Source organism: uncultured Psychromonas sp. (assembly GCF_947489755.1).
Taxonomy (GTDB): Bacteria; Pseudomonadota; Gammaproteobacteria; order Enterobacterales; family Psychromonadaceae; genus Psychromonas.
The window spans coordinates 57,039-72,228 of record NZ_CANLFB010000013.1 but is presented as its reverse complement, the minus strand read 5'-3'; the positions used below and the strand labels follow the sequence as shown (position 1 = coordinate 72,228).

The window sequence follows — 15,190 nt, the reverse complement described above, 5'->3', positions numbered from 1 at the left end:
GACAGAGCAAAAAGTAAAAAGGCTAACAAAAGTTAGCCTTAATAAAATGATATTAATTAGATTCGATTTATCACTAATAACCGAATCATCATAGAATCTACTTAGCGTAAAAGTCTTTATACCATTTTACAAATTCAGCAACACCTTGCTTCACAGTGACTGCAGGTGTGTAACCTATTACTTTAAATAAGTCAGTAGTATCTGCATAGGTTTGATATACATCGCCTGCTTGCATTCCACGGAAATTTTTCTTCGCTTCTATGCCTAGTTCGCTTTCAATCGCTTGTACAAAATCCATTAAGCTGATTGGTGAGCCGTGCCCTATATTGTAAACAGCATAAGGTGCAGAACTCGTTGCAGGGCTACCCGTTTCAACAGTCCAATCAGGATTTTTAACAGGTTCAACATCTGCGATACGAATAACGCCTTCTACGATGTCATCAATATAAGTAAAATCGCGCCACATATCGCCATTATTGTTGATATCAATTGTTTCACCTTCCAGAATCTTTTTAGTAAAGATGAACGGTGCCATATCTGGACGTCCCCAAGGGCCATAAACGGTAAAGAATCGTAGGCCTGTTGTCGGAATATCGTAAAGATGAGAGTACGTATGTGCCATCAATTCATTTGATTTCTTAGTGGCAGCATACAAAGAGATAGGATGGTCTACTGAATCATTGGTTGAGAAAGGTACTTTTTCGTTTAAACCATAAACAGAACTTGATGATGCATAAATCAGGTGTCCTACATTATTTTGACGACACCCTTCCAAAATATTGACATGACCGACCAAGTTGCTGTCAGCATAAGCCAATGGATTTTCAATCGAGTAACGTACACCCGCTTGTGCGCCAAGATGAATAACGCGGTCAAACTGTTGATCTGCGAATAAGGCTTTAATGCCTTCACGATCAGCTAAATCTAATTTGATAAATTGAAATAATGGGTTTTCAATACGCTTTAAACGAGCTTCTTTTAATGCAACATCATAATAATCGTTGATATTATCAATACCAATCACTTGATGACCAGCGGCAGTTAAACGTTCAACGACAACGCTTCCAATAAAACCAACAGCACCCGTTACAAGGTATTTCATATAAAACTCCAAATTGTACGCATGATTGTAATAACGACATAAACTCAATCATATAAAGTCGCTATAGTAATGACTTATCTACAATGAGTAAAATACAAAGACAAAAAAACGGTTAACACATATTAAATAATACGCAGTAACCGTTAAATAACGCGGTCAAACTTTAAAACTAGAACCTTTAAAGTTAAAATTCGATGTTAAAAACTTACTTCCACGCTTTCCAAGCATTGATCAATCCATTCGTTGAACAGTCGTGGCTTTCTACACAATCGTTATTACTTAGCTCAGGTAAAATTTGTCCCGCTAATTGCTTACCGAGTTCAACGCCCCACTGATCAAACGTAAAGATATTCCAGATAACGCCTTGCGTGAAGATCTTCTGCTCGTACATTGCAATCAGTTGACCTAATGTTTTAGGGGTAATCTTTTTAACTAAAATTGAGTTAGTTGGTTTATTACCTTCAAATACTTTGTAAGGTACTAAATCAGCCACTTCTTCTGCTGATTTACCTGCGGCAGTAAATTCTGATTCCACTTGCATCTTGGTTTTGCCAAAGGCTAATGCTTCAGTTTGCGCAAAGAAGTTAGAGAGTAATTTAGCGTGGTGATCACCTGCAGGGTTATGACTAACCGCTGGCGCAATAAAGTCACAAGGAATCAATTTAGTACCTTGGTGAATCAATTGGTAAAACGCATGTTGTCCATTAGTACCAGGCTCGCCCCAAATAATCGGCCCTGTTTGATAATCAACAGGGTCACCATTACGGTCTGTGCATTTACCGTTAGACTCCATATTGCCTTGTTGGAAGTAAGCAGGGAAACGATGCATGTATTGATCGTAAGGTAGGATAGCTTCTGATTCAGCCCCATAAAAATTATTATACCAAATACCAATAACCGCTAATAATACGGGAATATTATTTTCAAATTCAGTCGTTGCAAAGTGCTGATCCATCTCATGTGCACCATCAAGCAGTTCTTCATAGTTTTCAAAACCAACGGTTAATGCAATTGATAAACCAATGGCAGACCAAATAGAGTAACGTCCACCGACCCAGTCCCAAAATTGAAACATGTTAGCCGTATCAATACCAAACTCTGTTACTGCCTCTGCATTCGTTGAAAGTGCAGCAAAATGCTTCGCAACAAAGGCTTCATCTTGCGCAAAATTTAAAAACCAGTCTCGAGCACTGTGTGCATTGGTCATTGTTTCTTGTGTAGTGAATGTTTTAGAGGCAATTAAAAATAAGGTTGTTTCAGGGTCGACTTTAGTTAACGTTTCAACAATATGAGTGGCATCAACATTAGACACAAAATGTGTTTCGATACCTTCAACTTTATAAGGGCGTAACGCTTCAGTTACCATGAACGGACCTAAATCAGAACCACCGATACCAATATTAACGACATCCGTAATACGCTTGCCTGTGTAACCTAACCATTCACCAGAATGTACTTTTGAACAAAATGCTTTCATTTGCGACAGTACTTCGTTGATTTTAGGCATGACATCTTCGCCATCAACAAAAACAGGAGCATTGCTGCGATTGCGTAAAGCAGTATGAAGTACCGCACGTCCTTCTGTGATATTAATTTTTTCACCAGAAAATTGCGCTTTAATTGCGCCGCTTAAATCCACTTCCTTAGCAAGATCAATTAAACTGGCTAATATCTCTTCGGTAATTAAGTTCTTAGAGAAATCTAATAAGAAGTCTTCGTTAAATTGACGAGAAAAGGTGTCGAAACGCTGCGAATCTTCGGCAAATAATTCAGATATTTGCATATCAGCATGATCATCAAATAGGCTTTGTAGCGTTGACCAAGCTGCTGTTTGTGTCGGTTGGATATTTTTCAACATAAAAAGTTCCCAAGTTTATGATATTAAAGCTTTATGAATGGTTATAACGTATTTTCACTTATAACAACAGTCACATTTATCATTAAATATTGATAAAAAAGGTAAAATAATGTGATAGAACAACTAATGTACCTTTTATATAGAGAGACTTAAATAACTCTGTTAATAATTAACTTCAGTTCCGGATAAGAAAAGCGATGCAACACCACTATTTAAGCTAATTTCTGCGTTAAATTATTTCCCAATAACTCATTATAGCTTTAATAATTCGCCTTTAACTATGCTCGATCAGCAGCATCACAAAAATCATAATCATATGCTTTTAAATGATTTTAAATTTTCGTCACCAAAATAGAGGTTAATTAACAATATAATCAATGCGCCCCAATTTAAAGTATTAAACCAATATATACCTGTCATCATTCGATGGAACAAAAACCAACAAATCATGAGACAATCAGGTTCTAAGCATAAAAGTAAAGATCTAACAGGTTAAATCGAGACTTTATAAAAACGAAGATGGTTGCGTATCGACTTGTCCTGCAGCTCACCAACTCGAAAACTAATACTGTGTTGTAACATTCGATAAGGACTAGCGATCCATTGTCATCATGTTACTCCTTGTCTTTATGTCCGAGTTAACGATTGAATAATACCTGTTCATTAGTCACGAGTATAATATCCAATAATTTAGTAAAACTTTGTAATAAAGCGTAACATTAAAAACAAAATCAATGATTTAAAACATAAAATTAGGCAAACAATAAAGATCCAAATATTGTTGAAAAATTGCTATCATGCAATCATATCTAATCAAGCAATAATTTTTATCCGTAAGGTAAAGAGATAATCATGCAAGAAACCCCAGACAATAAAACTCACTTTGGTTTCAAAACCGTTGAAGAAGATAAAAAAGTTGAATTAGTGGCTGACGTATTCCATTCAGTTGCCGCAAAATACGACATCATGAATGATGTGTTATCGATGGGTATCCACCGCATTTGGAAGCGCTTTACCGTTGACTGTTCAGGTGTTCGCCAGGGTCAAAAAGTCTTAGACTTAGCGGGCGGAACTGGTGATTTAACCGCAAAGTTTTCACGTATTGTAGGTGCAAAAGGCCAAGTGGTACTAGCAGACATTAATGATTCAATGCTAAAAGTAGGTCGTACTAAGTTACGCGACATGGGCATTGAGGGAAATGTAAGTTACGTTCAAGCCAATGCTGAAGAGTTGCCTTTTCCTGATAATCATTTTGACTTAATCACTATTGCGTTTGGTTTACGTAACGTGACGGACAAAGATAAAGCCTTAGCGTCTATGTACCGAGTGCTAAAGCCTGGTGGTCGTTTACTGGTATTAGAATTTTCAAAGCCCGTTTATACACCCGTTGAAAAGTTTTATGATTTTTACTCGTTCAATATTTTGCCTAAACTAGGAAAATTAATTGCGAACGACAGTGAAAGTTATCAATACCTAGCTGAAAGTATTCGTATGCATCCAGACCAAGATACGCTTAAAGAGATGATGAATAATGTCGGTTTTGAAGGGACAGAGTACTTTAATTTAAGTGCAGGTATTGTCGCTCTACATCGTGGTTATAAATACTAATCTGATATTGCAAACATTAATGAGTCACTTTTATAACGAGAGCCAACATGCCATTAACTAACTTATTATGCGGTTTATTAGAAACAGGTGTAAATCAATTACATCAATTAGATAGTAGCGCTGTCATAAAACGTAAACAACTTAATGGCACTATCATCTCTGCAAGCTTAAAAGAACTTAATTTTCCCTTGTATTTTGTTATTTCAGACCAACAAGTAGATGTATTAAATAAATTTGAAGGTCAGGCTGATTGCAATATTCGTGTCAGTTTTAACGCATTAAATAAGCTGCAAGATAATCACCAATTAACACATTTAATTAAAACAGGACAACTAGAAGTTGATGGTGATATTCAATTAGTACAGCAGTTTGCAAAACTATTGACGGATATGGATATCGATTGGGAAGAACATTTATCTCATAAAGTGGGTGATGTCATTGCACACAAACTTTGCTATCACGCTAAAAAAATCCATCAAGGGTCGTTGGCTCAATTTAATAAGGTTGAAAAACAAACGGCTTTATATGTAACAGAAGAAATTAAACTGGCCCCTAGCGGTTTAGAAGTTGCTTATTTTTGTGAGCAAGTGAAAACACTAGAAACACAAGCAGATAAATTATTACTAAGCCTTAACAATAAGTTAGAACAGTTAGCAGTAAAGTCTAATAAACGACTCGGCGCAAACTCACTAGCTGGGAAATAAATGATAAAAATAACAGAATTATCGCGTCTATATCAGATAAATAAAACGTTTATTGAATATGGTTTAATTGAGTTAGTCCCTAAAGCACAAATACCTAAAAGCTATTGGATTTTAAGGCTTTGTTTATTTTGGTTACGCAATCAACATAAAGAGATGGGATTACCTGAACGCCTGCGCTTAAGTTTACAATCATTAGGGCCTATCTACATAAAACTAGGGCAAATGCTGTCGACTCGCCGTGACTTATTAGCGCCTATCTATGCGGACCAATTAGCTCACTTACAAGATAATGTACCGGCCTTTTCTGGTGATTTAGCGATCAAACAAATAGAAAAGTCTTTTCAACGACCAATTAACGAGATTTTTGATAATTTCAATGAAGTTGCACTCGCTTCAGCATCAATAGCACAAGTTCACACAGCCACACTTAAAGAAGATGGCCGAGAAGTTGTCATCAAAGTAACAAGACCCGGTATCGCTAAAACCATTGCCGCTGATATTCAATTAATGAAATGGATGGCTTCATTAATGCAACGTTTTTTAAAAGATGCTAAACGCCTACGTCCTGTTGAAGTGATCAGAGAATACGAAAAGACCATAATAGACGAATTAGATTTAATGCGTGAAGGGGCTAACGCTATTCAATTACGCCGTAACTTTTTAAATTCTAAAGTCTTATATGTCCCTGAAATATATTCAGACTATTGCACTAAAGATGCATTAGTCATGGAACGCATATATGGCATTCCAGTATCAGATATTGAAGCATTAAAAGCACAAAACACCAATTTAAAACTACTTGCAGAACGCGGCGTAGAAGCTTTTTTCACACAAGTATTTCGCGATAGTTTCTTTCATGCAGATATGCATCCTGGTAACGTATTTGTATCTTACGAACACCCTGAAGATCCACTTTGGATCGGTATTGATTGTGGCATTGTCGGTACGTTAACCAACGAAGATAAACGTTACTTAGCTGAGAATTTCTTAGCGTTTTTCAACCGAGACTACAGACAAGTAGCACAATTGCATATTGACTCAGGTTGGGTGCCCGCAGACACGCCTGCGGAAGAGTTTGAATTTGCGATACGTGCCGTTTGTGAACCTATTTTTGAAAAACCATTATCAGAAATTTCATTTGCTCACGTATTAATAAATTTATTCAATACGGCACGTCGTTTTAATATGCAAGTGCAACCCCAATTAGTACTGTTACAAAAAACACTGCTTTATATCGAAGGTTTAGGGCGTCAACTATATCCGCAGTTAGATTTATGGGATACCGCAAAACCATTTTTAGAAAACTGGATGCGAGAACAAGTTAGCCCTCAGACACTGTTCAATAAACTCAAAGTGAAAGCGCCCTTTTGGTTAGAAAAGTTACCCGATATCCCTGAATTGGTTTATCACAACCTAGCGCAAACCAAACAAGTGCAACAACAGCAACAGTTGTTAATGCAGCGTTTTAATGATCAACAGCAAAAAAACAGTAAAAACCAAGTGATAACATCTTTAGCTGTGACGCTAAGCATTATTACTGCGTTATTCTATTTACAGTCTGATGATAGTTTTAACTTGTATTTAACGATTCCAGCAGTAGTATCTTGGGTAATTGCTTGGCGGTTTAGTAACAAACTTTAATATCTTTAGTGGCTGATAAAAAATGCGACTAACATTAATTAATTTTAATCTATTATTTACATAAACAGGCGTGATAGAGACTTTCTTTATAAGCATGCTTAAATCAATACACACAATGACTTACAACATTATTTACATATAGGAAATATATTATGGGTGGTATCGGAATTTGGCAATTAGTGATTATTGCAGTGATTGTTATTGTTTTATTTGGCACTAAAAAACTACGCGGTATCGGTGGTGATTTAGGTGGTGCAATTAAAGGATTTAAAAAAGCAATTAAAGAAGAAGACACCTCTTCTCCTGAGTTAGATAAAAAATCTGATGCTAGCTTCAAAGAAGAGCAAAAAACTGAAGCTGAAAAAAGTAAAAAAGACTAATTTATTAGTCTGAGAGTAGCCTGTAATGTTTACCGTCATTTAACATATTGACCCATTATAGGCACTTATTATACTTCTAATGAGAAACGTATTCTTAAAAAAGACGGTTATAACAATGACCCGAAACAAGGTGCATTAATTAATGTTTGATATTGGCTTTTGGGAAATCATGTTGATTTCCGTAATAGGATTAGTCGTGCTAGGGCCTCAGCGTTTGCCTATCGCTATTCGTACTGTGATGAAGTGGGTTAATACTGCTAAAAGTATGGCTAATTCAGTAAAGAATGAAATATCTCAAGAGCTTGAATTACATGAAATGAATGAGAATATGATCAAGGCCAGCAAGCAAGGCTTAGATAAAATAGATCCTGATTTAAAAGCATCAATCGATGAAATGAAAGAGAGTGTTGAACAATTAACGCGCCCTTACAAAAACAACGTTGATGATTTAATGAATGCTCAAGCTAAATCTCAAAAAGAAGCGAAAGCAGTCGACACTGATACACAAGCCTTAACAAAAAATGAAAAATCAGAAGCGACTATTTCAAAAGTAACACCTTCAGAACTAGCACCTTCAAAAACAATACCGCAGCAGGAAAAATAATTAATGAGTGAGCAAGCGTCAGATCAGGCACAACATAGTTTGCCATTAATTACTCACCTTTTAGAGTTACGTGATCGTATTCTAAAAGTTGTTGTCGTGGTATTAGCTATCTTTCTTAGTTTGGTTTATTTTTCAAATGATATTTACCAATACATTGCAATTCCGTTAACCAGTCAGCTGCCTGAAGGCTCAAGTATGATTGCTACAGGTGTCGCAACGCCTTTCTTCACACCGATTAAATTAACTATCGTACTCTCTATTTTTGTCGCAATACCTGCAATTTTATATCAAGTATGGGCTTTTATCGCACCTGGTTTATACAAGCACGAACAAAAGCTCATTGCTCCGTTAGTGATTAGTAGCGCACTGCTATTTTATTTAGGCATGGTATTTTCTTATTACGTTGTCTTCCCTTTGGTATTTTCATTCTTTACCAGTACTGCGCCAGAAGGCGTGACTATCGCTACGGATATCAGCAGTTATTTAGACTTTGTATTAAAATTATTTTTTGCCTTTGGCTTAGCATTTGAAATACCCGTTGCCACTTTGCTGTTATGTTGGACAGGCGCAACAACACCTGATTCATTAAGAGCTAAACGCCCTTATATTGTGGTTGCCGCTTTTATATTTGGCATGTTATTAACGCCACCAGATGTGATATCTCAAACCTTATTAGCAGTACCAATGCTTATTTTATTTGAGTTAGGTTTATTATTTGCTCGCTTTTATGTGAAAAAACCAGCGTCAGATGATGAGCAAGATCCAGAAGAAAATACCATCCATAAAGAATCAAAAGCTAATGATTGATATTGGCGTTAACTTAACTAATAAGCGTTTTGATAAAGACTTAGCATCGGTTATTGAAAATGCTAAACAAGCTGGCCTTACAAAGCTAATGGTAACCGGTACTAACCTTATTGAAAGCCAGCAAGCCTTAGTGTTAGCTAAAGCAAACCCTGACTTCATCTACAGTACCGCAGGTATTCACCCGCATGATGCAAGTTCAATGACAGCAGCATCAGTGGCACAATTACGTGAGTTATTAACGCAACCAGAAGTAAAGGCGGTTGGTGAATGCGGTCTAGATTTTAATCGAAATTTCTCAACACCTGCAGAACAAGAAAAAGCGTTTATACAACAACTGGAATTAGCCGTTGAGTACCAGTTACCTGTTTTTATGCATGAACGCGATGCTAATCAACGTTTTATTGAGTTATTAACGCCTTACATCAAACAACTGCCTAGCGCAGTAGTACATTGTTTCACGGGCACTCAAGAAGAGCTCGAGCGTTGTTTAGCCTTAGATTTACATATTGGTATTACGGGCTGGATATGTGATGAACGTCGAGGAACACATTTACTAGAATTAGTAAAAATGATCCCAGATGATCGTTTAATGATTGAAACCGACAGCCCTTATTTATTACCTCGTTCAATGCGTCCTAAACCAAAATCAAGTCGTAATGAACCGAAGTATTTACCTTATATCGCTGAAACCATTGCGCATGCTCGTCAGCAAGATTTACACGAGTTTTTAGCCTCTACCGAAAAAACAAGTAAGGCTTTTTTTAACCTAACTTAAAGCGCATTATTAATGTTCGCTCTCACTTTCAATTGGGTTTATTTCAATTGGCTTTAAGGTAGTAAATATTTTTATTTGTATTTAACATTACTTTTGAATAATTATTGTCGAAAGATTAAATACAAAATTAACCACTCATACAGGGGACACCATGACTCTTTCTCAATCTTTTCCTGCTCGTCGTTTACGTCGTTTACGCAAACACGATTTCTCACGCCGTTTAGTACAAGAAAATCAATTAACGGTTAATGACTTAATTTACCCGATGTTTGTTGTAGAAGGCACTAATCGCCGTGAAGCAATTCCTTCAATGCCAGGTATTGAGCGTTTATCGCTGGATTTATTAGAAATTGAAGTCAAAGAATTAGCGGCTTTAGGCATTCCTGCAGTGGCAATATTTCCAGTAACACCGAGTGAAATTAAAACGGAAATGGCGGAAGAAGCTTATAACGAAAATGGCTTAGCTCAACGTGCAGTTATGTGTATTAAAGAAACCTGTCCTGAATTAGGCGTGATCACTGATGTTGCATTAGACCCTTTCACTACGCATGGTCAAGACGGCATTATTGATAATGAAGGTTATGTACTTAATGACATCACCACTGAAATCTTAGTTAAACAAGCGCTTTCCCATGCTCAAGCAGGTGCAGATATTGTTGCCCCTTCAGATATGATGGATGGTCGCATTGGTGCAATCCGCGAAGCATTAGAAAATGCAGGCTTCATTAACACGCAAATAATGGCTTACAGCGCGAAATATGCTTCTAGCTACTATGGCCCTTTCCGTGATGCAGTAGGCAGTGCAGGTAACTTAAAAGGCGCGAATAAATCAACTTATCAGATGGATCCCGCTAACAGCGATGAAGCCATTCATGAAGTTGCGCTAGATATCCAAGAAGGTGCAGATATGGTGATGGTTAAACCAGGTATGCCGTATTTAGATATTGTGCGTCGTGTTAAAAGCGAATTAAAAGTGCCAACGTTTGCTTATCAAGTCAGTGGTGAATATGCGATGCATAAAGCGGCTATTGATAACGGTTGGTTAAAAGAAAGAGAATGTGTTTTAGAGTCTTTATTATGCTTTAAACGTGCAGGTGCAAATGGCATTTTAACCTACTTTGCTAAGCAAGTAGCCCAGTGGTTAAAAGAAGATCAAAACAATAAGCTATAACAATTTAAGCTGTCATTGGTTACTTACTTAGATATTTAGTTTCTTACCTTGATATTTAATTAGTTACTGGTTCTTTAACGCTTAATGACTTGATTCTTTAACAGTTAATGACTTAGTTTTTTAGCGACTAGTCACCTGGCGATTTAATTGCTTAACAGTTATCGACACATACAAAAATGCCGCTTTAATAAAGCGGCATTTCTCTTTTAAGCTTATTAAAACATTACTTAATAAGTTCTAAATGATCGATATCAATCTTGTTTTCAGACCAGTCACTGTCCACTTCACCAGTGATACGAATTTTATCTTCAGGCGTTACGGTAACATGGCGGAAATCTTCGCTATCTATTTCGACCATTACTTCACCCGTTTGGTCTCTGAATAAGTAGTGTTCGTCAGAAGTTTGTTTAACTAGCGTGCCTTCTAATGCGACTTTGCTATCATCTGCTAATTCAATAGCTTCTTTTACTGTGGTTGTTTGTATTGATGTTGATCCTGGACCAACGAATGCAGCAAAAGCGCTAAGAGAAAATAAACTAGTAAATAGAACTACGATTAAACCTTTAAACATAAATATCCTCATTCTTTAAAAGAAATAAAAAGTGAAAGTAGCCTTTAATATCATTGACTTTATTAACTAATAATTGTTATTTAAACAATAGGTTAAGGTTGGCAATTGATTAAAGCCCTCACTATTTATGACTAAGGAAATTAATGATCGTTCAAATTTAATTTGAAGATTGAAGATTGAAATTTCGCTCAGTTAAATTAAGCTCAATTTAATAACAGTTCACTTTCAATAGGATGAAATACGCTACAAGCATCTATTAATGCTTTTGCCGTTAACTTAGGCACACCGTAAGCTTCTGTTGTGACTTGATAAACGTCTTTTACTTTATCTAGTAAAATAGCAAAATCTCCATCACCCGTTAGTAAAATCACTGTATCAACTGAAGACGCCACTTCCATTACATCAATAGTAATGCCGACATCCCAATCGCCCTTTGCAGTACCGTCACTACGTTGAATAAAAGGTTTAAGTTTTACGTCAAATCCAACGTATTTTAACACCTCTTGAAACTTTTGTTGTTTGTCATCACCACGGTCAATAGCATAAGCATAAGCACAAACAATGTCGCCTTGAGCTGATATCTGTTGCCACAACTTACGATAATTAAATTGTTTTCCATAGGCTTGGCGAGTGGTGTAATAGATGTTTTGAACATCAGCAAAAATAGCAATTTTTTTCATTAATAGTGACCTTTCGCCGCAGTGACTAACGTTAGTGGATAGCACTTTCTAATACGGAGATTAACACAGATTAAAAAGGTAACATGTGCTTAATAATTAGAACTATAAATACAGGCAATCAGTCGACTATTAATTAAACGGATACCAAAATAACTGAGGCTCAATGACGCGTTTAACAATTGCTAACGAAACGCAGACGATAATCGTTAGTAAACAGACCCAGTCTTTACCGGTTAAAGGTTTTAAACTATACCAAGTCCGTGACTTATTACGTCCAAAACCACGTAATGTCATGGCATTTGATATCTCTTCTGTTCTATCCAAGCTAGTGAAAATTAATGGGCCTAAAATATTGGTTAGATTTTTTAAACGAGAAAATAAAGATGCTTTCTTAGACAACTCAATACCACGCGCTTGTTGAGCATGCATTATATTCACGTAATCTTTTTTAATTTCAGGTAAATAACGTAATGTTAAACTCACTGCATAAGCTATTTTATAAGGCACACCTAAACGGTTAAGACTCGCCGAAAATTCAGTAGGATGTGTCGTAAACACAAACACTAACGCAATCGGAAACATGCTGAAATACTTTAAGGTGATCGTCACTAAATAAAAGAGTGTTTCTTGCGTAATTGAATAAAAACCAAGGGGCAATAGCACCGTCTCAGTTCCCATGAATTCAGTTCCCTGCTGTGGCGCTAATAAAAACATGAATAAAGCATTTAATGACAACACACTCGCGGTAGCAATCAACAATGCGCGGTAAGCTTTAACAGGCACCTTGGTCATTTTAAGCAGTAATAAGCCTAAACAAACTAAGGCAATAATAAGGCGTAAATCAAAGGTCGTCAGTACCACTGTCACCCAAGCCATAAACAGAACAAACTTAGTAATTCCATTTAATTGATGAAGAGCGGACTTAGTATCAATATAACTTATCCCAAATGATATTTTTTCTGCTTTCACGCAATGTTTCTCGCTTGTTCTGTTTGAATGAAATATTGCATAAACGCACTGGTATCATGGATACCTAAATGAACCGCTAATTCATATAAACTGGTGGTAGTGAGGTTAGCTTTGGCTAATAAATCAGGTTGACTAAACACGTCAGTCATTGGCGCATCTGCAATTAACTTGCTATCGGATAACACAATAGAGCGTGTTGTATATTCCAAAACCAGATGCATATCATGAGAGATGATCACCACGGTAATGCCTAAGTTAGCATTCAGTTCTTTAATGAAACTCAACATGGCAGTATAACTACGGTAATCCTGCCCTGCCGTGGGCTCATCTAAAATCAATAACTCAGGCTCTAACACCAGAATAGAAGCGATAGTGACACGCTTTTTCTGGCCATAGCTTAATGCATCAATTGGCCAATTACGGTATTTTTTTAACCCACAAAGCGTGAGTACATGCATTACTTTTTCATCAATGATCTTTTCGTCGACACCCCGATTACGCAGACCAAAAGCGACTTCATCCACTATCATGTGATGTGAAATCATATGATTGGGATTTTGCATCACCACACCAACACGTTGGCTACGTTCAAAAATACTTAACTCAGCAAGATCTTGATCATTAAGGAAGATCTTACCTAAGTCAGGCTCAACAACGCCCATAATGAGTTTTGTTAACGTTGATTTGCCTGAGCCATTTTTACCTAGAATCGAAACAAACTCACCTTTGTTAACCGAAAAACTAACATCATCAACGGCATTAACATCGCCATTATAAGAGTAAGTTAATCCTGATAACGTTAATAACGCAGGTTGCTCTATAGGCAGAGCATCTATGTGAGAAGCATTAAACCAATCCAATACATCCCCTTTATATTGTTCTAAAGACAATGATCTCAAATTAGCTGGTTTATCATTCCTGTTAAGAGTACAACCCGCAGACTTTAATGCCGACAAATAAAGTGGTTCACGTATTCCATGGGTTTCAAGTAACGAAGAAGCTAATAGTTCATCAGGCGTCATATCAGCAACGATTTGCCCTTCTGCCATCAAAATAATACGGTCAACATCGCGATGTAAAACATCTTCTAAACGATGTTCAATAATAATAATGGTTTTACCTGCATCACGATGTAACTGGTCGATAATCTCAATGGTTTTTTTACTAGTTTTAGGATCGAGTGCCGCTAAGGGCTCATCAAACAATAAAATATCAACATCATCTACTAGAATCCCCGCTAATGAAACACGCTGTTTTTGTCCGCCAGACAACTCTTGCGGAGAACGATCTAACATCGATTCTAGCTCAACCATCTGTGCTGTGGATTTTACGACGGGATACATTTCAACTGTTGGCGTACATTGGTTTTCTAATGCAAAGGCAATATCTTCACCTACCGTCAATCCCACAAACTGGCTGTCAGTATCCTGTAATACAGTACCAACTAATTCCGTATAATGTTGCATTTCAAAACGGCTAGTATCTTTACCCGCAATGTTAAGTTGGCCCGAACACTGCCCTTTTATCGCATGTGGAATCAGTCCATTTAAACATCGACCGATAGTTGACTTACCACTGCCACTTGCGCCGATGATGACAATTTTTTCGCCTTTTTGTATTTTCAGATTAATATTTTTAAGCGTTGGTTTATCCAACGATTTATATTGAAAAGAAAAATCTGAAAATTCAATCTGCATTACTGATTATTCCTCGCTCAGATGACTACTTTGTTGATTTCGCTTAGCAGCAGATTTCAAAATAAAGTAACCCACTACAGCAATTAACAGCGTATTACCCGAAGCAACAAATATAAGCTGCGTAAATACTTTAGCAAACGGTTCTGCATATAAAATCGTATCTAAGAAAGCAGAACAACCATAACCAACGACATTACCAACTAACGCAAGCACAACAAACAATATAAAATCTTTCATCTCAAAGAGACCAGATTGAATTCTTTGATTCGTTAACCTTGGGAATAAACCAATCACCAAACCAACAATCCCTGAGCCTAACACCCAAGTAAACCAAACGCCCCAACCTGCGAATAAATCAGTCACCCAGTGACCGATAAAACCCACTAAAAAACCAACTAGCGGACCAAATAAGACAGAAAATAGCGCAAGAATCGCCATCGCAGGTTTTAACGTTGTATTAGCGAATACAGGTATACCAAACATAGGTAACCCACCAATGCCATAAAGGGCAGCCCCTACAGCAATAACAACAACCGTTTTAGTGGTTAACTTCATGTATACCTCATTAATTAAATTAGACGGCGCTGATTATACGGGTAATGAAAAGCAATAAGAAGTCTAAG

General features: G+C 36.8%; 15 protein-coding genes. 8 read left to right on the top strand and 7 right to left on the bottom strand.

Translation table 11 applies throughout. The features are described 5' to 3' along the window. Nucleotides 1-97: 97 nt before the first annotated feature. Nucleotides 98-1,102, bottom strand: coding sequence for an NAD-dependent epimerase (locus Q0794_RS09255; RefSeq protein ID WP_298941434.1), 1,005 nt, complete (start codon nucleotides 1,100-1,102; stop codon nucleotides 98-100). Between the two features lie 205 nt (nucleotides 1,103-1,307). After that, on the bottom strand, nucleotides 1,308-2,960 hold the full coding sequence (pgi, locus tag Q0794_RS09250; RefSeq protein ID WP_298941433.1) for a glucose-6-phosphate isomerase: 1,653 nt from the start codon (nucleotides 2,958-2,960) through the stop codon (nucleotides 1,308-1,310). 852 nt (nucleotides 2,961-3,812) lie between these two features. On the opposite strand from pgi, the gene ubiE reads away from it, so the two are divergent. The 8 genes from ubiE to hemB all read left to right on the top strand — a co-directional run bounded on the left by ubiE (nucleotide 3,813) and on the right by hemB (nucleotide 10,650). Beyond that, nucleotides 3,813-4,568, top strand: a complete 756-nt coding sequence (gene ubiE, locus Q0794_RS09245) for a bifunctional demethylmenaquinone methyltransferase/2-methoxy-6-polyprenyl-1,4-benzoquinol methylase UbiE (RefSeq protein ID WP_298941432.1) — start codon at nucleotides 3,813-3,815, stop codon at nucleotides 4,566-4,568. 47 nt (nucleotides 4,569-4,615) lie between these two features. Further along, nucleotides 4,616-5,272 carry an SCP2 sterol-binding domain-containing protein gene (locus Q0794_RS09240; protein ID WP_298941431.1) on the top strand — a complete coding sequence of 219 codons (657 nt, stop codon included), beginning with the start codon at nucleotides 4,616-4,618 and terminating at the stop codon, nucleotides 5,270-5,272. Further along, entirely contained in the window at nucleotides 5,273-6,913 is a 1,641-nt protein-coding gene (gene ubiB, locus Q0794_RS09235; protein WP_366522538.1) for a ubiquinone biosynthesis regulatory protein kinase UbiB, read from the top strand. It begins immediately after the preceding gene. Between the two features lie 152 nt (nucleotides 6,914-7,065). Continuing rightward, on the top strand, nucleotides 7,066-7,293 hold the full coding sequence (gene tatA / locus Q0794_RS09230; protein WP_298941430.1) for a twin-arginine translocase TatA/TatE family subunit: 228 nt from the start codon (nucleotides 7,066-7,068) through the stop codon (nucleotides 7,291-7,293). A 142-nt stretch (nucleotides 7,294-7,435) separates the two neighbouring features. Beyond that, nucleotides 7,436-7,897, top strand: coding sequence for a Sec-independent protein translocase protein TatB (tatB, locus tag Q0794_RS09225; protein ID WP_298941429.1), 462 nt, complete (start codon nucleotides 7,436-7,438; stop codon nucleotides 7,895-7,897). A gap of 3 nt (nucleotides 7,898-7,900) precedes the next feature. Next, nucleotides 7,901-8,704, top strand: coding sequence for a twin-arginine translocase subunit TatC (gene tatC / locus Q0794_RS09220; RefSeq protein ID WP_298941428.1), 804 nt, complete (start codon nucleotides 7,901-7,903; stop codon nucleotides 8,702-8,704). Continuing rightward, entirely contained in the window at nucleotides 8,697-9,479 is a 783-nt protein-coding gene (locus Q0794_RS09215; protein ID WP_298941427.1) for a TatD family hydrolase, read from the top strand. The genes tatC and Q0794_RS09215 overlap by 8 nt, the downstream gene beginning before the upstream one ends. Nucleotides 9,480-9,630: 151 nt before the next feature. Continuing rightward, the gene (gene hemB / locus Q0794_RS09210; RefSeq protein ID WP_298941426.1) at nucleotides 9,631-10,650 is read left to right on the top strand and encodes a porphobilinogen synthase; all 1,020 of its coding nucleotides are present in this window, start codon (nucleotides 9,631-9,633) and stop codon (nucleotides 10,648-10,650) included. Between the two features lie 223 nt (nucleotides 10,651-10,873). On the opposite strand, the gene Q0794_RS09205 is transcribed toward hemB, so the two are convergent. From Q0794_RS09205 to Q0794_RS09185, 5 genes are all read right to left on the bottom strand, one after another. Then, nucleotides 10,874-11,221, bottom strand: a complete 348-nt coding sequence (locus Q0794_RS09205) for a NirD/YgiW/YdeI family stress tolerance protein (RefSeq protein WP_298941425.1) — start codon at nucleotides 11,219-11,221, stop codon at nucleotides 10,874-10,876. A gap of 203 nt (nucleotides 11,222-11,424) precedes the next feature. After that, nucleotides 11,425-11,901 (bottom strand): NYN domain-containing protein, encoded by a 477-nt coding sequence (locus Q0794_RS09200; protein ID WP_298941424.1) that lies wholly within the window; start codon nucleotides 11,899-11,901, stop codon nucleotides 11,425-11,427. A 129-nt stretch (nucleotides 11,902-12,030) separates the two neighbouring features. Beyond that, nucleotides 12,031-12,870, bottom strand: a complete 840-nt coding sequence (locus Q0794_RS09195; protein ID WP_298941423.1) for an energy-coupling factor transporter transmembrane component T — start codon at nucleotides 12,868-12,870, stop codon at nucleotides 12,031-12,033. Beyond that, nucleotides 12,867-14,567 (bottom strand): ABC transporter ATP-binding protein, encoded by a 1,701-nt coding sequence (locus tag Q0794_RS09190; protein WP_298941422.1) that lies wholly within the window; start codon nucleotides 14,565-14,567, stop codon nucleotides 12,867-12,869. The genes Q0794_RS09195 and Q0794_RS09190 overlap by 4 nt, the downstream gene beginning before the upstream one ends. Before the next feature lie 6 nt (nucleotides 14,568-14,573). Beyond that, complete coding sequence (locus tag Q0794_RS09185; RefSeq protein WP_298941421.1) at nucleotides 14,574-15,122, bottom strand: ECF-type riboflavin transporter substrate-binding protein; 549 nt, start codon at nucleotides 15,120-15,122, stop codon at nucleotides 14,574-14,576. Nucleotides 15,123-15,190 lie beyond the last annotated feature (68 nt).